Annotated in this window: 17 protein-coding genes; 11 read left to right on the top strand and 6 right to left on the bottom strand. The window is 44.3% G+C overall.

The genetic code is table 11. The annotated features are described in order from the left end of the window. Positions 1 to 306: 306 nt before the first annotated feature. Positions 307 to 528: a PIN domain-containing protein gene (locus tag AC27HD_RS10650; RefSeq protein WP_487105692.1), complete on the top strand. Its 222-nt coding sequence runs from the start codon at positions 307 to 309 to the stop codon at positions 526 to 528. Here AC27HD_RS10650 and AC27HD_RS10645 read toward each other — a convergent pair. Next, positions 525 to 1,316 (bottom strand): hypothetical protein, encoded by a 792-nt coding sequence (locus AC27HD_RS10645; RefSeq protein ID WP_487105690.1) that lies wholly within the window; start codon positions 1,314 to 1,316, stop codon positions 525 to 527. The genes AC27HD_RS10650 and AC27HD_RS10645 overlap by 4 nt on opposite strands. A gap of 294 nt (positions 1,317 to 1,610) precedes the next feature. Here AC27HD_RS10645 and AC27HD_RS10640 point away from each other — a divergent pair, with 294 nt between their 5' ends. From AC27HD_RS10640 to AC27HD_RS10625, 4 genes are all read left to right on the top strand, one after another. Continuing rightward, positions 1,611 to 2,039 carry a YeeE/YedE family protein gene (locus AC27HD_RS10640; protein WP_487105688.1) on the top strand — a complete coding sequence of 143 codons (429 nt, stop codon included), beginning with the start codon at positions 1,611 to 1,613 and terminating at the stop codon, positions 2,037 to 2,039. 20 nt (positions 2,040 to 2,059) lie between these two features. Next, positions 2,060 to 2,476 (top strand): DUF6691 family protein, encoded by a 417-nt coding sequence (locus tag AC27HD_RS10635; RefSeq protein ID WP_487105686.1) that lies wholly within the window; start codon positions 2,060 to 2,062, stop codon positions 2,474 to 2,476. A gap of 148 nt (positions 2,477 to 2,624) precedes the next feature. Further along, positions 2,625 to 3,098 carry a DsrE family protein gene (locus AC27HD_RS10630; protein WP_487105684.1) on the top strand — a complete coding sequence of 158 codons (474 nt, stop codon included), beginning with the start codon at positions 2,625 to 2,627 and terminating at the stop codon, positions 3,096 to 3,098. Between the two features lie 119 nt (positions 3,099 to 3,217). Beyond that, positions 3,218 to 4,765, top strand: coding sequence for a phosphatase PAP2 family protein (locus AC27HD_RS10625; protein WP_487105682.1), 1,548 nt, complete (start codon positions 3,218 to 3,220; stop codon positions 4,763 to 4,765). Positions 4,766 to 4,780: 15 nt separating this feature from the next. Here AC27HD_RS10625 and AC27HD_RS10620 read toward each other — a convergent pair whose 3' ends face one another. From AC27HD_RS10620 to AC27HD_RS10610, 3 genes are all read right to left on the bottom strand, one after another. Then, positions 4,781 to 6,676 carry a hybrid sensor histidine kinase/response regulator gene (locus AC27HD_RS10620; protein ID WP_487105680.1) on the bottom strand — a complete coding sequence of 632 codons (1,896 nt, stop codon included), beginning with the start codon at positions 6,674 to 6,676 and terminating at the stop codon, positions 4,781 to 4,783. Between the two features lie 278 nt (positions 6,677 to 6,954). Continuing rightward, positions 6,955 to 7,488 (bottom strand): cytochrome b, encoded by a 534-nt coding sequence (locus AC27HD_RS10615; RefSeq protein WP_487105678.1) that lies wholly within the window; start codon positions 7,486 to 7,488, stop codon positions 6,955 to 6,957. Continuing rightward, entirely contained in the window at positions 7,488 to 8,495 is a 1,008-nt protein-coding gene (locus tag AC27HD_RS10610; protein ID WP_487105676.1) for a catalase family peroxidase, read from the bottom strand. Before AC27HD_RS10610 ends, AC27HD_RS10615 begins: the two co-directional genes overlap by 1 nt. A 243-nt stretch (positions 8,496 to 8,738) precedes the next feature. Here AC27HD_RS10610 and AC27HD_RS10605 point away from each other — a divergent pair, with 243 nt between their 5' ends. The 5 genes from AC27HD_RS10605 to AC27HD_RS10585 all read left to right on the top strand — a co-directional run bounded on the left by AC27HD_RS10605 (position 8,739) and on the right by AC27HD_RS10585 (position 14,952). Then, complete coding sequence (locus AC27HD_RS10605; protein WP_487105674.1) at positions 8,739 to 9,227, top strand: helix-turn-helix transcriptional regulator; 489 nt, start codon at positions 8,739 to 8,741, stop codon at positions 9,225 to 9,227. A 152-nt stretch (positions 9,228 to 9,379) separates the two neighbouring features. Next, the gene (locus AC27HD_RS10600; RefSeq protein WP_487105672.1) at positions 9,380 to 10,561 is read left to right on the top strand and encodes a TolC family protein; all 1,182 of its coding nucleotides are present in this window, start codon (positions 9,380 to 9,382) and stop codon (positions 10,559 to 10,561) included. Next, on the top strand, positions 10,558 to 11,592 hold the full coding sequence (locus tag AC27HD_RS10595) for an efflux RND transporter periplasmic adaptor subunit (protein ID WP_487105670.1): 1,035 nt from the start codon (positions 10,558 to 10,560) through the stop codon (positions 11,590 to 11,592). The genes AC27HD_RS10600 and AC27HD_RS10595 overlap by 4 nt, the downstream gene beginning before the upstream one ends. Further along, positions 11,589 to 14,657 (top strand): efflux RND transporter permease subunit, encoded by a 3,069-nt coding sequence (locus tag AC27HD_RS10590; protein WP_487105668.1) that lies wholly within the window; start codon positions 11,589 to 11,591, stop codon positions 14,655 to 14,657. Before AC27HD_RS10595 ends, AC27HD_RS10590 begins: the two co-directional genes overlap by 4 nt. Beyond that, positions 14,650 to 14,952, top strand: a complete 303-nt coding sequence (locus tag AC27HD_RS10585; protein WP_487105666.1) for a DUF3240 family protein — start codon at positions 14,650 to 14,652, stop codon at positions 14,950 to 14,952. The genes AC27HD_RS10590 and AC27HD_RS10585 overlap by 8 nt, the downstream gene beginning before the upstream one ends. A gap of 51 nt (positions 14,953 to 15,003) precedes the next feature. Here AC27HD_RS10585 and AC27HD_RS10580 read toward each other — a convergent pair whose 3' ends face one another. After that, positions 15,004 to 16,527 carry a mannitol dehydrogenase family protein gene (locus tag AC27HD_RS10580; protein ID WP_487105664.1) on the bottom strand — a complete coding sequence of 508 codons (1,524 nt, stop codon included), beginning with the start codon at positions 16,525 to 16,527 and terminating at the stop codon, positions 15,004 to 15,006. Then, complete coding sequence (locus tag AC27HD_RS10575) at positions 16,502 to 18,256, bottom strand: purine-cytosine permease family protein (protein WP_487105662.1); 1,755 nt, start codon at positions 18,254 to 18,256, stop codon at positions 16,502 to 16,504. The genes AC27HD_RS10580 and AC27HD_RS10575 overlap by 26 nt, the downstream gene beginning before the upstream one ends. A gap of 475 nt (positions 18,257 to 18,731) precedes the next feature. Between AC27HD_RS10575 and AC27HD_RS10570 the strand changes: the two genes are divergently transcribed. Continuing rightward, on the top strand, positions 18,732 to 19,385 hold the full coding sequence (locus tag AC27HD_RS10570; protein WP_487105660.1) for an HAD family hydrolase: 654 nt from the start codon (positions 18,732 to 18,734) through the stop codon (positions 19,383 to 19,385). The last annotated feature ends 8 nt before the right edge of the window (positions 19,386 to 19,393 follow it).

Raw genomic sequence — 19,393 nt, 5'->3', positions numbered from 1 at the left:
CTATTAATGCGGATGTTAATGAGAATAGTTGTTATTTAGATTAAGTTATCACGAAGTTTTTACGGAAACAAATTTATTAATGGGTATTTTTAGTTGCCTAAATACCAGCGTCTAAAGGAGAAATAGGCAGTAAATAGAAAGGAGTATGGAAGTTTAAATACGGCTGATCAGTAGATTTTATAAGGGGAACAAGGCTAAAAAGGCAATGAGAGATCTTTGCATCAACCCACTGAAAAATAGGGCTATTGGTAAATAAAATTTAATATGGTGGCTATGTTGGTATCAAAAAGTAGGTTTACTCTGACTATGGACGTTGATACTTGGATTCAAACAGTAAGCGAAATCGACAACGTCAGTTTTGTTCCCGTAGATAACAAAGTTACCATCGAGTTAACCCGACTGCCTGATGGATTTCATAAAGATCTCGCCGACAGAATGATTGTGGCACTAGCAAGAACCTTGTCAGCACCTTTGATTGCGGTGGACGAAAAAATGTTGAATTATCCACATGTAAAGACAATTTTTTAGTCTCTGCGCCTTTCTTTTACTCTCAACAAATAAAACGTATCCAGCGCCTCTTTTACGGTAAGGTTTTCATCGGCACGTAGGTATTTTTTTACCTCGCGAATAACCAAGTTTCTGTTTTGATTGTGCTGCGTTGCAAACGCTTCGCAGGGCTTCTCGATGGCATCTAATAGTTTGCGTGCTTCTAGTGAACGATGAAATGCCTCTATGGCTTTATCGAAATTCTCACCGTTCTCGAAGTACAGTTCGCTTAAACGGCTTTTTTTAATTTGATAGGTATGGCTTGCGTATTCCAGTGCCAATTTGAGGTTTTCAAAGGTTTCGTTGAATACCTTATAGGGCTTATTTGGCGCTTTGCCCACTCTGGTAATGCTGCCGTTTATTTCATAATCGAAGCCATTAAAACGAAGTCGAGATACGGTTTCTTTGCCTAAATTTATGCCCGCTTGTAAGCTTATTTGAAAGGCCGTGTCCATGTCTTCCAATTCCTCTGGGCTCCACATGGTGTAAACTCTTACCGCCTTTTCGTACTTTTTAGCCAATAGGTTTTTAAGCACATCGACACGCTCGCCTAACATACCGGTATTATGCTTTTTCATTAAGTCGACGCATTCATTGCATGAGGGTACAGCAATAAATTCGGCTTCTCTGCTGCCATCGCGCCATTCGTGTATAAACGAGATAGGCGGAATGTAATCAGATTTTGAGGCCTCACAGCCACAGTAAAAGCACTTATTGAAGTCGACTGAATGCACCGCCACCAGCACCTCGTAGTACTTTTTATAATCCATTGCGCCCTCGTTTTGGTGTGTTTGCATAAATTGTTATTTTCAACCGATAGCTAGTAGTACAGCGTACTCTTTGCATTTTTATCTGCAACCTAGCGAAGCAATAAATAAAGTATATTCTACATATATATTTAATTTGTCTACTCCTGTACTATTGATTATATTGTGTTTATTAATGCACTGGATCATGCATCTAAGTTCGCATTTATATATGCGAAATAACGCATCTAAATAATTTACTCGGTGCGCAACGAGATGCGCAGACTTATTTTAGATACCGTAAGTAAGGAGAAATAATTGGAAAATTGGACTACAACCCCTTTTGAGCCCTTGAGCGGCTTGGCAGGAGGCATTCTTATTGGGCTATCAGTTGTGCTGCTGTTGTTCACGCTTGGTCGCATTGCCGGTATATCAGGTATTGCTGCAGGCGCTTTAACGCAAAGAGGCTCTGAACAGTATTGGCGGTTCGCATTTTTAGCTGGAATGATTTTGGCTGCCATATTTTATAGCACTTTTATGGGTGGCTTTGAGGTAGAGACTCAGTTGGGCTCTGGCTGGATGATAGTAGCAGGGCTACTGGTAGGCTTTGGTACTCGTCTTGGCTGTGGATGTACGTCTGGCCATGGTGTAGCTGGCCTTTCTCGATTATCACCACGCTCGATAGTCGCCACACTGACGTTTATGGCGGCAGCGGCCGCTACCACAAATATTATTAGACACCTTTAGCACAGCGGAGGAAATAGATTATGAAAGTATTTATCGCTTCGCTATTTAGCGGCCTACTTTTCGGATTTGGACTTGTTATATCGGGAATGAGTAATCCTGCCAGGGTGCTTAATTTTCTTGATTTTAGCGCGAACTGGGATGCTACCTTAGCGTTTGTTATGGGCGGCGCCATTTTAGTAGCGGCACCCGGCATTTTTTGGGTACGCAAAAGAAACAAGCCATTGTTTGCTAACAAATTCGACATTCCTACAAGTAAGACTATAGATAGTAAATTAGTTTTGGGGTCTGCGTGTTTTGGGATTGGCTGGGGAATAAGTGGCTTTTGTCCTGGCCCTGCCGTTGTTGCTGTTGTATCTCTTCAGTCGGATGTGCTTTTATTTATTGGCGCTATGCTTGTTGGCATGCTGGCGCAGCATTGGTTGAAACCAACAGCGTAAGTAAAAACAAAACAGTAAAAAATATCCCTTTGCGATTCATATCTCACTCTTTAAAAAGGTACACACCATGTTAAAAATAAAAAACTTGAGCCTGATGGCTTGTTGTCTCGTCGCCCTTTTTAGTTTTCATTCTGTGGTTCATGCTCAAATGTCTGAGTTCAGAGATGGCACTGTGATTAAAGGCTTTGGAAAAAGCGCCCCCGTGCCCTCTCATGTTTTGCCAGAAAACAGTGCATTTAACATTGCATTTGATGTTGCCAGTACTGGCGGTGCAGGCGTGGTAAATCGCAAGTTTGATAGCTTGGCGCGCTTTATTAACATGCATGCTGCGGCTGGTGTTAAAAAGGAAAATATCCACCTAGCACTTGTTGTTCACGGAAGCGCAATTTTCGATTTATTAAATAATGCGTCTTATCAAGAAAAGTACGACACACCAAACCCTAATGAACCGCTTCTCAAAGCACTTTTAGAAAACAATGTGCGCGTAATTTTATGTGGTCAAAGCGCCGCATCAAAAGCGGTACAAAGCAGCCAACTGGTTGAGGGCGTAGAGATTCAACTATCAGCCATGACTGCCCATGCTTTACTGCAGCAAAATGGCTATACGGTAAACCCGTTCTAAATTCAGAAAAACTGTAGGGTGCCGGGCTAATTATCTGCATTAGCATAATGCTGCTTATGCCAGATGATGAAGAAGTAAGTTTACTGTTAGTTGTAATACGTTAAGAGAATTGTATTGTTATGAATTGCGTTAAAACCTTAATTGGCATTTCCGTTTTACTACTCACTAATGTAGTGCTTGCTAATACAGCAGATATAGAAAGTACTTTGGATGAGACCAAGTTACCTAGCTACCTGAACAGTTTTAGTAAAGGCCTGCCTCATAACGAGTGGGGAGTAGTGGATGAAAAGGCTTACGAGAAGCTATTATTGGCACTCAATGAGGGTAACAGCAACGCTTTTGAAAATGTGCCTATGGGCGTCAAAAACGGGCTTGGGCTTCGTAATCCACTTGCGGCATACGCAAATGTTAACGAGGGTGACAGCCCAGACACTTTCACAATACCGTCAGCTCCCGAGTTTGATAGCGCATGGCAAGCCGCAGAAGCCGTTGAGGTAATGTGGAAAGCATTACTTCGAGATGTACCTTTTGCTGACTACGCCAATAATTCACTAGTTAAAGATGCCACAGAAGACTTACAGCAGCTGTCTGAATTTCGCGGCCCCTTATCAAACAACGCGCATACAAAGGGCAAGGTAAGCTCGCAAACATTGTTCAGGGGGGTAGGCCCTGGCGAAACTGTTGGGCCTTACATTTCACAATTTTTATTGAAGCCTATTCCTTACGGCGCAACTACTATTCCTCAACGCTATAAGGTGCCACAACCTGGTAACGATCACCTAACAAATTACATCGAGTGGCTTCGTATTCAAAACGGCGGCAAGCCTTCTGGTATCACTACAGCATTATATGAAACCGAAAGTCTCTATTTGTACAGCGGTAGAGCGCTGGGCGAATATGTGTTGCATGATTTTGTGAACATGGCCTACCTCAACGCAGCTCTTATTATTGGTTCGTTTGGTGATGACGCATTTGCTAAATCAGACCCCTATAGTAAAACCAAATCTCAAGCGCGTGCGCCGTTGTTTGGTATTAATCATGCCATTGACCTTTTATCTCGTATGTCGATGCCGTCTCAGCAAGTCGCGTGGTATCAGAAGTGGCTGGTACACAGGCGTGCTCGCCCTGAAGTTTTTTTTGGGCATATTCATAATCATTTAACAGAAAAAGACATTGCATACCCGATACATGAAGAAATGCTAAACGCTAAAGCCCTTGAGAAAGCATTCAAAGCAAATGGAACCTATTTGCTACCGCAGGCTTCACCAAAAGGTGCGCCGCTTCACCCTACTTATCCCGCTGCTCATGCCGTTATGGCCGGCGCCGCTGTTACTATGTTAAAAGCGTTTTTCAATGGTGATTTTGTTATTCCCGACCCCGTAATGCCAAGTGCAGATGGAAAGCAGTTACTGTCCTATACCGGAGAGCCGCTTACTTTAGAAAGCGAGCTTAATAAACTCGCCAGTAATATTTCATTAGGTCGTAACTTTGCAGGTGTGCACTACCGCTCTGACGGCGACTTCGGGTTGATACTTGGAGAGGAATACGCCATCAGTGTACTAAAAGAACTCGTTCACAATTATCAAGAAGACTTTAATGGCTTTACGTTCACGCGTTTTAATGGCGCGAAAGTTGACATTAATCAATCTGCTAATTCTTTAAACTAGTGGCCGTGCTAGCTATTAGGTGTGCTGAGCAAGTACATGTCGAAATTCGTTTATAGAAAATGGCTTGTTTAGCACTTCTAGCACGCCCTTGCGTTTAAGATCGCACACTGTGGTATCAGCTAGATATCCCGACGATACCACTACCTTAACATTGGGCTGTATTGCCTGCAGCGCTTTGAAAACCTCGTCCCCCATCATATCTGGCATCATGTAATCCACAATCACTAGCGCAATATCTTGCTGTTGTCGGGTATAAACTGCTAAAGCTTCTTTTCCATTGGCTGCGCAAATAACGTTATAGCCAAGCATATCTAACATGTCTTCGCACACGTCCCGTACCTGCGGTTCGTCGTCTATCAGTAAAATAGCCCCTTTAGGTTTGTCTACTTCAACGTCGGCGCGAACCTCCTTTTCTTCGTCATGCTGCTTTGGCGCCGCAGGCAACATAATAGTAAAAGTAGTACCTTCATTAATGCTACTTGCTACGTTAATTGTTCCCCCGTGCTGCTCAATTGTTCCTTTCACCGACGATAACCCTAATCCTGTGCCTTTCCCCTGTTCTTTGGTGGTGTAAAATGGCTCAAATATTTTAGGTAATTGTTCGGACAATATACCGGTACCGGTATCGGCCAGCGTTATCTGAATAGCTTCGCTGAACGTATCAGGTTTTAACTCTGCGCTTGGTAATCGCTCGGTTTCGATAAAAATATGTCCCCCATTTTGCATGGCGTCTCGAGCGTTGAGAATTAAATTTAGAAGTGCAGTTTTTATCAAGGCTTTATCAGCAATTACGTAGTGTACGGACGATACTAAACTCAGAGAAATTGTAATATTTTTAGCGAGGGTATGACTGACAAACTCCTCCATCTCGCGTATGACTTTGTGCACATCAACAGTGGCTAGCTGCAAGTCACTTTTTCTAGAAAAAGTAAGGAGCTGTTCAACCAGTTTTTTCGATACTGTCGCCGCATTTGAAATGCGCTGGGAATAGCCTGCAATTTCACTGCTGGTATTGCGATTAGAGATTAAATCTGAGTAACCAAGAATAACCGCCAGTTGATTATTAAAATCGTGCGCCACGCCACCAGCAAGCCGACCTATGGCCTCCATTTTTTGCGAATGGCGATATTTATCCTGAAGCATTTTGTAATCGCTGATATCTCGGACAATCGCAACAAACTGCTTTTCACCCGAATGCCCTTCAACCAGCTGTAAAACAATATTAACGTCTATCAGATCGCCGTTTTTATGCTGGTGCACGGTATCGAAGTTTAGTGTGCCGCCGCCGTTTCTAATAAGCGGTAATATTAAGGTACGAAACTCATCCTCACTCAACTCCGGTTTAAGGTCGTATGGATGCATTGTTTTAAGCTCATCAAGGGAATAGCCTACTTGTTTTTCAGCACCCCGATTGATGTAAGTAAAGTTGAGCGAGTCCTGAGTAAAGATAAAAACGCAATCTGTCGTTTTATCAACAATACTTTTAAACTCGCGGAGCTCCGCCTCTAACTCTTTCTCGCTACTGGTACATTTTACAATGACCAGCGCCACAGGCTGGTTATTTAAAGTAGTTACAATAGTAGACAGCTGCACAGGAAACGTAGTGCTGCTTTTGTGTATGAAGCGACTTTCAATATTGCCAGATGATTGAGAGAGGTACTCAAAAGAAGACCGATGTTGTTCCTCGCAATACTGGGGATCGATATTTAATAGTGAAAGCCCTAAGATGTCGACGGCGCTAAAGCCGAGCATCGCCTGAAGCGCCTTATTGCTATGGATAATGCCGCCGTACTGATCGAAAACAATAATCCCGTCAGTCACATTTTTTATCAGGTGTCTTATTGGCTCTGGGAAGTCCGCATCGTTTAACGGTACGTTTTGCTCGCCTGATATGCCACGCTCATACAACATATTTTCACTACCCACAGCGTACAAACGCCCAATGTTAAAAACTAAGTGCTCTTAACCTTCATCAACACGTTTTATCTTGCTGATGCAAAACAAACAATAGCTTTTTGAAAAGAACGATGTCATCCAATAACGTCGGAATCACATAGTTATACTTTAGTTTAGTAAGTAAAGTGCACTACGCAATATTAAAAGATAAAAATCATTATGCTGCACTTGACGTCTTTTTGATTTTATCTTGGGATTTTATCTTGAGTTCTTGTCGCGCCGCATTAGTTATGTCATAACATCGATTGAAGCACTTCGTCTTTCTTTATAAAGTGATGGTTAAGCGCCGCGAGTAAGTGAACACCCACTACGCCTATAAGAGCTAGCGCAAAATATTCATGGGTTACCCGAAAAAGGGCAAACATATTGATATCCGGCGTTAATGCTGCCGGAATAGTCAATATGTTAAATATCACCACAGGTTGCGCTGCGAAATACTGCATAAACACGCCGCTTATTGGCAGTGCAAACATAAGCCCATAGAGAACGTAGTGCGATATGGTAGCGGCAAACCGCTGTATTGTAGGTATCGATGAGGGGAGCGATGGCGCATTGAGTGTCATTTTAAGTACTACTCGAATACAAACCAGCAATAGCGCGAGTGCGCCAAAGCCTTTATGTAAAGCAAGTAAAGTGGGTTGCCACACGGCAAGCGACTCGATCATCACTAAACCCGCCGACACCATACTAATCAGCAGCACCACCATTGACCAGTGCAGTAGACGCAAGGATAGCGGAAATTTTTCTATATTACTTTGCGGTGTCATTAACCTTTCTCCTTGTTAAGCGCACCATTAAACTCTTCTATAGCGCGGCGTTTATACGACTCTGCATAAGCCGCTGAGCGGGCTTTTAAAATAGGATCATCCGATGCTGAAATGCCTTTTGGTAGCACATTAGGATCGAAATTTGTGCCGTGGCATTTTCCTTGTAACTGCTCTTGCCAGCCGTAAATAACGAGTTGCCCTGCGGAAATTGTTGAGCGGGATTCGGGCCATTTAACGGCAGGGTTGTTTGGATCGTCGCTGGCTTCGGCAAACTGAAAGAGCCAATTAAAAGAAATCGGCTTTTCGCTCAACTGTTTTTTCAACATGCTGTGTAGTGCACTGTCACCCATTTCTGGAGGGAACGTTGCTGCGTCAGCAGGGGAAACAGACCAACGCACGGCGTGCTTCTTAGCGTCTTTTTCTAAGTAAAATGCATTGATGCTGTGATAGGTTTCGTCGCTAAAGCTATTTGCTGGCGAATACTGTGCTTTCCAAGCGAGAAAGTCCTCACTTTCTGGATGGGCGTTAAAAAAGGTGGCAATAGCCTCTGGCCCAGATTTTATCGCTAAAAGTTGCGCGTAAAAATCTTGCGGGTTAGTTACAGCCATAACTGGCGGTGTGTTCATTGCTATACGCCACTGGTTACTTGCCGATAGCGCAAAGTTAAGCGCAAGACTTCTCACTGGCGCTTTTAAATCCGCTCCGTGAGGATTGTTTCCAGCTATAGAAAAACGACCAATGAAGGGCGTCTTCCCTGATGCAAATAATGAAGCAATTGTGAATTCAGCTAACTGACCATTTGAGATAAACTCGCCAGTCACACAAATTCCTTTAGCATGTGCCCGTCGATATCCTTTATGTGGCTGGTTGCCCTGTTGCAAATTCACAAAATCTTGAGCCGTCACCGTTTTTGATGAGGTTACCTGCCCTGAGAGAGCAGTTGAGGCATTCAAGACTAGCCCTACCACAATTGAAGCACTAAGGAAGCGTTTTAAAAAGAGGTGCATTTTTTTGCTCTCCTTGCTATCGACACTATTAACAGAATCGATGTGTTTAACGTATTAACTCACTAGACACGACATTTCGAGAAAAAATTTCATTGTTTAATCGTTGGCGTGAAAACTTAGAGTAGGTCAATGAGAACGTATAGGTTTACTATTATGATTTACTTTGCAGCTCGCCACCCTTGATATAAGGTTTTTATTATGTATGCTGCCATTGCGATATAACTGTTGTGCTAGGGCTGATAAATGAAAGATAAGATACTCTCCATTACGCTAATTTGTATTATTGTGCTTAAAATTGCAGATTTAAGTGCAGATGTTTCCGATGACGCGAGCGTTACCCATCTCATTCAAGAATCTATTTTAATTTTGATTTCTTCTGCACTGTTTCTCTTTCTTATATTTGATATTCGCCAACGGTCAAATGACGCAAAAGCATTAAAGGCAGAGCTTGCCGCCTCGTCTGAGAGAGAACAAAAAGTAACCGCCGAACTACAGCAATCGAAAATGCACTTTTTAAAAGCGATTCAAGCGCAATTTGATGTTTGGGGCTTAACACCGAGTGAGAAAGAAGTGGCCATGTTTTTGTTGCGAGGCTTAACGCTGTTAGAAATTGCAGAAATACGGAGTACTTCAGAGAAAACAATACGCCACCATGCTTCAGCTATTTACCGCAAAGCGGATTGCAAAGGCCGGCATGAGCTAGCAGCACTATTTTTTGAAAATTTGATTTAAATCATAACTTTAAATCTTTTATAGGTGGTTTGACCTAGGCTATTAGGTGTTATGTCCGATATCTTTTCTAACTTGTTTACCGTATTGTCATAAGCGTCTGTGAATATGAATGCACCCGAAATATAGTCGGTGTATTTCAACAATGAGAACTTATGACTCACTACTCAACATTCCTCATTTTGTCAGTTCTACTGTTAGCAAGTGGCAACGGTATTGCGAAAACCTTACCAGATATCTATAGCGAAGCTCATGCGCGACTCACCCAACTCTATCAAAATAATCCCGAACACATAGAGCGTGAAGCAAAAGCGGTAAATCATTGGCTACAAGGGCCGGCATCGCTGCAACTTGTTGCACTACCAAGTATTACCAGTAACGGCGAGGACGAATACGAAGTTGGCGTATTTTTGCCCTTTAGGTCTCCTGCAGGCCGCGCTCTTGATAAGCAGCAAACCGAATTGACTCAGCGATTTACTGAGGCACGGGAAAAGCGATTCTCATTATTAGTAAGCGGTCTGCTGAGAGAGGCGCTATGGCGACTAGTGATGGCTCAAACCGAATTTAAAGGATTAGAGAAAAAACAGCAGTGGATTGAATCGTTAGACACCACCATACAAAAGCAGGCGAATAGCGGTGAACTTGACCGCGCTACGCTATTGCGATGGGAGCAAGAAAAACTGTCTCATCAACTCACACTATCGCAAGCGAGAATTACGCTAAGCAATGTACAGCAACGCTATCGAGAAATTACAGGAACCCAAGATCTTCCTAGTTCACCTGAAGAAACGGTAGTCGTGAATATTGATAGCGCAATTCAAACACATCCCGAGCTCTCTGTACTTTTACTCAGTCAACAACAGCTGAACATGAATTACGACTTGGCCGATCAGTCGCTCTCGCCCTGGACACTGGGCATAATTGCCCGCCAGTTAAAAGGGCCCACTGGCAACAATAATTTACTTGGCGTGAGTGTGAATATTCCGCTTAGTGGAAGCGATACCACCTCGGTTAACGACTACGCACTTTGGCAAAACGCTAGCAACGCATTAAACGGAGCACTTGCTACAACTTATGCTCGTATACAGCAACAACGTAGCGAAACCACCGCTAACTTCGAATATGCAAAAGAAGCTGAAAAGGTCTTATCAAAACAAGTAGCGCTGGGTGAAGAGATTGTCACTTTATATTCGAAGCAGGCTAGCAGCTTACCTAAAGTAGTGTGGCTAGAGCAGTTACTTGCACAGCAAGATACAATTTTAACGCTAGAAAAAATGAAAGTACGCCGCGCGGAAGCGGCATCTAAACTCAATCAGGTTGCAGGAGTTGCACTGTGAAGCACGCCCTTTTTCGTCATGTATTGGTTTTATTTTCAATGATGTTTTCTTGTTGTGTAAATGCAAGCAGCTCAGTGTCTCTAGATAAATTAGGTGAGCTGACGCTTTCTTATTCTTCAGTAAACGCAATTAGTGCGATAGAAAAACCGGCGTCCACTGGCATGGTCAAAGTATTGCCCGGCTCGCCACTTCGCATAATGTCACCCATGAGCCCGCAAAAAATAGATTATTTAGTGGCCCACGGCGAAAGCGTGACTCAGCACCAGCGCATTGCCGTATTGAGCGGCAGTGAAGTTCACCACTTTCGTGACAACTTAGCAGCTAAGACGGCACTTTTAGAGATAGCTACATCGCGTTTTAATAAAAACCGCGAGCTTGTATCGGTCAATGCGATACCTCAAGACAAGTGGCTTAATATTGCTCAGCAGTATTACGATGCGCAACTTACGTGGGGACATCTAAATCATTTCGCTGAAATGTTTGAGCCCCATGCAGATGACGATATGGGCTATCTATTAGCGCCAACAGAAGGTGTATTTATGCTTCCTGAGCAAGCACCTACTGATGCAGAAACTCAATTAGGTGCCGTTGTAAGTCCTAACGATATTCGCCTTAGTACACTGGTTAACGCGCTAGACAGCGACTTTGTTGAAGCTATTAACACAGACTCATGCAGTGTTAACATTGAAAGGGTAGAAGAAATTAACCATCGCTTTTTTGTGCGCGTATGGTCAGCGCCACTGCCTGAGGGCTGTGCACTGCAGCTTGGCGCGCACGTTAATACGCGAGTGCAGCTTTCAGTCTCTGCACTTACCGTTCCCGCTGACAGTGTATTCTATTTACAAGGTCAAGCTTCCATATTTGTGCGCCGCGCAAACGTACTTGAAGCGATACCCATCACTCTTATCGGTAACGCTGATAAAGATAGCGCTGTTTTTAAAGCGCCGAGCTTAACCAATGGCGACGAAGTACTCACTTCCTCAATAAGCGCTGTGCAAGGTATTCTACTTGGCCTTGGGGGTATTGAATGATAGGCCGCATTGTTCAGTTTGCCCTTGTTCAACGACTTTTCATATTGTGTGTATTTTTAGCGTTAGTCCTCTTTGGCTATCGCGCTTGGCAAACGCTACCGGTAGACGCATTCCCGGATATATCACCGACTCAAGTGAAAGTGATCATGAAAGCCGATGGCATGACTGCCGAGGAAATGGAAGCGCAAATTACTCAACCTATTGAAGTGGAGCTATTGGGTATACCTCATCAAACCATCCTGCGCTCAACAACGAAGTATGCCATTACTTCTATTACCTTAGATTTTGAAGAAGGCACGGATATTTACTGGGCTAGACAGCAAGTGAGCGCTCGGCTAGCCGCTGTTAGCTCAATATTGCCCAGCATTGTAGAAGGCGGCCTAGCGCCAATGAGCACTCCACTATCTGAAATGTTCATGTTTACCATTGAAAACCCATCGCTGTCTTTGCAAGAGCGTAAATCGATACTTGATTGGGAGATAAGGCCGGCACTTCGCACTGTAGCCGGTGTCGCAGACGTTAATGTGCTAGGTGGTTACACCAGAACGTTTCAGTTTGCTCCCGATATTGCCAAACTAAACGCTTTCGAACTTGATATTGACCAGCTCTCAAGTGCACTACGACAAGCCAATATAAATGGCAGTGTCGGACGAATAAAGGCAGGCGTAGATTCTCTGGTGATACGCACCGAGGGGCGCGCTACGTCTATCGACACATTAGGAAATATAGTGGTCGGCACCTATCAGAATGAACCTATTGCCCTTAAGCAGTTAGGTACCATTTCACTGGGTAGTTTAACTCGGTACGGTGGCGTAACACGCGACGGAAAAGAGACAACGCAAGCCCTTATTGTTGCTTTGAAAGACAGCAATACCGCCGATGTTGTAAGCGATGTAATGACGAAGTTAGAGGCTATTGAAAAAACCTTACCTGAAGGCACAACGCTTGACGTTTTTTACAATCGCAAAAACCTGATTGATACCGCGGTAGGCACAATTACTAGCGCGCTTGGACAGGCGGTCATTATCGTTGTGTTAGTTCTTGGGCTGTTCTTAGGCAACGTACGTGCTTCCTTTGTTGTTGCACTCGTTATTCCCGTAGTGGTACTCCTCACTTTTTTGGCCATGAAAGTAACAGGGCTAACCGCAAACTTAATGAGCCTAGGCGGGCTGGTTATTGCCATCGGAATGCTGGTGGATGGCGCTGTGGTAGTTGTCGAAAATACAGTATCTCAGCTTGGTAAGGCACAACATTTACCCCGCTTACACCTCATTTATAGAGCAACACGGGCAGTTGCTATTCCGGTAATAGCAGGCACAGCTATTGTTATTGTTGTATTTGTGCCTTTGCTCACTCTTACCGGATTAGAAGGAAAGCTGTTCTCTCCTGTAGCAATGACTATCGTATATGCAATGCTTGCGTCAGTATTCACTGCGTTAACGCTTATTCCTGTTGTTGCGTCTTTTGTGCTTACCAATAAAGACGGCGCTACGCCGGGTTACTTAACTAAACTTCAGGCATATTACCGCCATTCGCTAGGCATACTGCTGACTCGTAGTAAATTACTGGTAGGCGCTGTGCTGTGCCTTTTGTTATTGAGTGGCGTATTGTTCAGCTACTTAGGTAAAACCTTTATGCCGGTAATGGATGAAGGCGACATTATTGTGCAATTGGAAAAATCGCCCACCATCTCACTAGCTTCATCATTAGCGTTAGATAAACAGGTAGAACTCGCTTTATTGTCTGAATTTCCGGAGATACAGCATATAGTAGCAAGAACAGGGTCTGACGAATTGGGGTTAGATCCAATGGGGCTGAATGAAACCGATATATTTCTGCAGCTGTCATCACCCGACACGTGGCGTTTTGACAACAAGAGTGCGTTAGAAGCAGCTATTCGCGATACGCTTGCGCATTTTCCTGGTATGAATATTGGGTTTACCCAACCCATACAAATGCGCGTGTCAGAAATGCTTACCGGCACAACAGGCACGCTGGCAATTAAAATCTTCGGTAACAATTTTACCCAATTATCGACCATAGCCAACGACATTGCCGACGTAGTTCGCGACCAAGATGGCGCCGTAGACGTAAACGCTACGCTTATTGAAGGCGGTGACTTTCTTAGCGTAATCCCCAAACCAGGGGTTGCATTAACCTATGGCATGAATACTTCCTCTTTGTCGCAATATGTAAAGATGCAAATATCAGGGCTGCACGTAGGGGATGTTATTCAGGGGCGTGTGAGAACACCTATTTATTTTGGCGACCTTGAACAGGGAGAGGCGTTGCTCACGTCGTCAGCGCAATTAAACGACCTGATGATACTAATGCCAAATAATGAAATGCTGCCTTTATCTGCCCTTGCCGATATTCAGCGCACCCAAGGCCCTGCCATTATAGAACGTGAAAAAGCACTTCGTTTCTCAGTGGTTACATCGAATGTTGAGGGCCGCGACTTAGTCGGTTTTGTCGATTCAGTGCGCAACGCTATTGATCGCGACATCAATCTGCCTGCAGGCTATTCCGTGGAATATGGTGGTGAATTTGAAAATCAAATACGGGCCAGCAATAATCTGATGACCGTTATTCCCATCGTTATAGTCATCATTATTCTTATTCTATTTACCATATTCGGAAGGTGGTCGTTAGCGTTACTTATTCTGGCTAACGTACCCTTTGCTTTGATGGGTGGTGTATTTGGGTTGTTTGTTACCGGTGAATACCTGTCGGTGCCCGCCTCGGTTGGGTTTATCGCGCTGTTAGGTGTAGCCGTGCTCAATGGCGTAGTGATGATTTCGTATTATGAAGATTTAAAAGGTAAAGCGATGCCGCTTTACGAATTAGTAAAAAGCGGAGCGGTAGCAAGATTACGGCCTATTTTGATGACGGCAACAACGGCGATGTTTGGCCTGCTTCCCCTTGCATTTGCCAGTGGCCCTGGCGCGGAAATACAAAGGCCCTTAGCTATTGTGGTTATTGGCGGGTTAATTACCTCTACGTTTATAACACTGTATTTATTGCCCATTGGCTACTATTACTGGGAGCGAAGAAAACATGCCTGAAACGGTTAACCTTACTGTTTATGTAGAACAAAAGCGCAAAGAGGACGTAATAGATTGTTTATTGCCGCTCACTTGTATTTCTGGCTTTTCGATATCGCCATGCTTTGGTTACAGTCGTGACAACGCCAAACTAGACCTTGCTGAACAGGTGGCTGGCGGGCGACAGCTTTGGAAGCTTGATATTCTGCATAGTAATGACGACACCAATGCGATCATCAATGCGCTACAAGATATTAGCACCCATAGCCCTATGCGTTATATGATATCGCCTGTCATTTCACATGGGCATATCTAGACTTTAGGATAAAACAGCGTGCAACTGCTGTGCACGCCTTTTTTATCTGAACTAATCGTGTGTTGAAGAAGCGGTAAGCAGAGCTTCTGCCTCAACAATATGTCGCATCAACTCGGTAACGTGCGTACCCGCATAAAGCTGGCTCACGTAGCTTTCATAACGCTCAGTAAATGCAACTTGCTCAGCCAAGTTACCAAATATCTCAGTTTGTTTGATAAAGGCTAGCCCGTCTTGCTTTGTCATTACTGCGGCCTGCTGTAGCTGCTCGGCCTGCACATCAATAACCTCTAACGGCTTTCCTTCATGAGATTTGTGTGTGTCACTGTAATAACACCACGCAGCGGCTACTAATGCACCAATGTCGTAGCTGCCTTTGTTTGCCACATTCTCTTGAATGGTAGGGACTAAGAACGTAGCCACTTTCGATGAGCTTTCAGAGCATATTCGCGCCAGGCTGTCTTTTATGTTCGGATTACCAAACCTACTTATTAGCGTTTCTTTGTAAGTATCTAAATTTATGCCTTCAACCGGGGCTAAAACGGGGGTAACTTCCTTGTCCATAAACGCACAAATAGTGGCGCAGAATAAAGGGTCATCAATGGATTCGTTGATGGTGTTAAAACCAGCTAACGAGCCTAAGATACCCAGCACAGTATGACTGGCATTTAATAAGCGAATTTTCATGGTTTCGTAGGGCGTTACGTCGCTAACAAACTGGGCGCCGCAGAATTCCCAACGGGGGCGTTCGCTGCTAAACGTATCTTCAATAACCCACTGAGTAAACGGCTCGCAGGTTACCGGCCACTTATCTTGCACCCCAGTAAGCGCTTCAACATCAGCAATATCGGCAGCTGTGGTAGCGGGTGTAATACGGTCTACCATGGCATTAGGAAATGCTACGTTGTCTGCTACCCACGTGGCTAATACATCGTCGAAGGCATTAATGTAGGCTAACAACATGCGGCGCGTCATGTTGCCGTTGTGCTGAATATTGTCGCAAGACTGCACAGTAAACGGTGTTTCGCCACTGTCCATTCTGCGTTTAAGCGCGGCGGCAAGATATCCAAAAACTAACCTGGGCGAATCTGGATTCGCTAGGTCGTGCTGCACATCAGGGTTGGTAAAATCGAACGCCCCAGTAGCAGGGTTAAAGTTGTACCCGCCCTCGGTAATGGTTAACGACACTATTTGCGTATCGTTGTGGGCCATTTTATCGATAACCGCTAATGGCGAATCGCACCCTAGAATAAAGTCGGTAACACACCCAATAACTTGAACTGCCGACTGTCCGTCAGGCTGCTTCACCATTAGCGTATAAAGGTAGTCTTGTTCAGCAAGGATCTCTTGCATTTTACGGTCGCCTTCACGCAATCCTATGCCGCAAATTCCCCACCGAGTGTCTTTGGTTTTATTCATGTAGGTTTCGGTATAAAACGCTTCATGAGAGCGGTGAAAGCCGCCCACCCCAACATGCACAATGCCCGACGTTAGTTCAGAACGATCGTACGAAGGCTTAAGAATGGTAGCGGGTAAGTTCGCTACCGTTTGGTTATTTAGTACTCGAGGCTGCTGCATTCTCAAGCTCCTGATCTGAATAAGTGACAACTTGCTTTTTGCGCTGCATTGCCCAGTAGGCAGTAACAAAATAGATGACTGTGCACGCAAAGCCGGTGTTAAAGAACATGGTTTTATTGCTTTCATAAGCAATCATGTCTGCGGAAAAGAACATGGCATTAATAGCGGTAAGTATGCTTACGCCTAAGCTAATTACCGAAATCATAGTAAGGGCAAAAGTAAGCACGGTTTTATCGTCTTCGATAACAGGCTCTTTAAGCGCTAGCTCTTCGTGATACGCCTCAACGCGATTATCAAATGCTTCCATTTCTGCTTTTTCTTCATGGTACGGCTCTGCAGCACCATGCTTTTTAGCCAGCAACGTATAGATAGCAATAGTGACTATCCACGTTGGTATAAACAGGTAGTAAAAAGAGATGACATCGAGCGCGTTTAAGCCAAAGCCAAATAGTAGCCCTACTGCCCATGCCGTAATGGCTGGCTTGCTGTGCGATAGCTTTTTGTAGCTTAACCAATAGCGCGTTAGGCCCAACTTTTTAAAGAGGAAATGCTCGGCAAATACAATGCCCCCTACCGGAACAACCAACAAACCAGCATAAGTTAGGAGTGGTAATAGTTTGGTGAATACAAACGGGAAGCAAGCAATAACAATGGTGACTAAGCCCACAATAAAGGTAGTGCGATTGCGCGAGTGATTTTCAAAAATAGCCTGCGCCGCTAGTCCTGCCCGGTACAAGTTTGCATTTGCTGTTGTCCAACCTGCAACAATAACAATGACTAACCCCGATAGGCCTAACGCGTGGAATGCCACGTCGCCAGGGTCCAGTTCAACGATAGACTTTTGCACCAGTACCGCAGTACCTGCACCCATGATGCCGGCAGAGATCCACGCCACGTAGTGACCAAACAACATACCCGCAGAGGTACACAGGCCATATCTGCGCTTTTTCGCGTAGCGTAGCAAGGCCATATCGATTAGGCCGAAGTGGGTAATAGTGTTTGCAGCCCAAGAGAAACCGATAACTTCTAATAGACCAATGCCCGGCTCGCCATTTGCGTCAAGGCCCGTCCATACCGACACGCTACCAATATGCATAAACTCAGACCAGCTAGAAATACCGGTTTGCCCTAATACCGCGTTTGATAATTCAGGCATAAGCACCAATGGCCCGCACACAAACATGGTAAATAGCCAAGGGGCACAAATTCTGGAGAAATTAGACACCGCGTTAAAGCCATACATGGCAACAAAAACAACGATAATGCCTACGGCAAGCACCACAAGTACAAACCACGCATTGGTGGGGTACCAATTAAGCTGCGCCGGTATATTTAGCGCAAAACGTACCGCCGTAGCAGACACCGTAATCATGGCTGCGGATATCACGGTAAATATAATCACGTTTGCCCAGTTGTATAACCGGGTCATTGAGCTACCAGCAATTTTTTGAAGATAGGTGTACAGGCTTAGGCGCGTTTCAACTGCAATAGGCGTAGTAATAAGCGTCCAGCTAAGTACCGCTAATATATTACCAATTAATAGACCCAGAAGAATGTCGGTCATGGTAGCGCCAAGTGCTACGAACGTAGCGCCAAATACAAATTCGGTGGCTGCAACGTGTTCACCCGCATAAAGCCCTAAAAAATGACGCCAGCCTTTAAGTTTGTGCTTCGGGACGGGAAGCTGCTCTTCCTCAACCTGACTAAGTGCTACATTAGGGTTGTGCATAATTTTATGTCCACTTAAAAGTTTATCGTTTGTTCCATACTAACAACGCAATGTGCAGTCGGTACGGCGTTAATGAGTATTTCACGCTTTTGGGCATTCACCCACACTATTGGCATTTGCCAATTTTGGAGCATATTCCCAACAACGACGCTTCATGTCAACACTTCATTAACAAAACGACCTGTGAATTTTTAAGGGCTTTTGAACAAATGTTAAGAGACAAAATAAATAGCGCTAATTATTAAGGAGTTATGTAAATTTCGCCGTTTTACATAATGATAGGCTGTTAACAATTAATCTTTACGGTGAGATTTCGCTAATATTGTGATTTTTTGCTCACAATGTGGGTTTACATGACTTGTATGCAAAGCAGTGCAGTTGTAGCATCGACAGTACTCACACTGGGAGTACTAACAATGTGGGGCTAACAATGTGGGGCTATCAATGTGGGGCTAACTTAGGGAGAGGCAAAGGCGTGACGGATATAAAACATGTTATTTTTGATTGCGATGGCGTTTTAATCGATAGCGAAGTGCTCAGCATGCAGGTATGGGTTGATTTACTTGCCAGCTATGGTGTGCAAATAGATGAGAATTACTTTAACCAACACTTTTTAGGCCGCAGCTTCGATCATGTAAAAGCCCAGGTTTATCGCGATTTTACGATGGAAGTTACCCAAGCCATCGCCGATGAGTTTGCAGACAACTTAAAAGTTGAGTTTACCAAAAGCCTTGTCACAACCCCTTTCTTGCTTGATGTTTTACCGCAGATAAACGTGCCGTTTTCACTCGCCACCAGCAGCAGCCCGGAGCGCACAAAAATGGCGCTGTCGGTAACGGGGTTAGATGCGCATTTTAATCAGCAAAATGTGTTTACAGCGTCGATGGTGAAACACGGTAAACCCGCTCCAGATTTGTTTTTACTCACTGCCAAAGAAAATGCCGTGGACCCTGAGCACTGCTTGGTAATAGAAGACTCAGCCCCTGGCTTAAAAGCCGCTAAAGCCGCCGGTATGCAGTGGCGTCATTATGTGGGCGGCAGTCACTTTCGTTCTAGTGCTAGCAGCCACAAAGAAACGCTTTCTGATTGGAAGCAGTTTGCCGTACAATTCCCACAGTTATTGAAATAAAGCGAATA

The organism is Alteromonas sp. 4NS20-0143 (assembly GCF_057542855.1).
The sequence above is the reverse complement of the archived record's forward strand: the minus strand, read 5'-3'. Positions and strand labels throughout refer to the sequence as shown.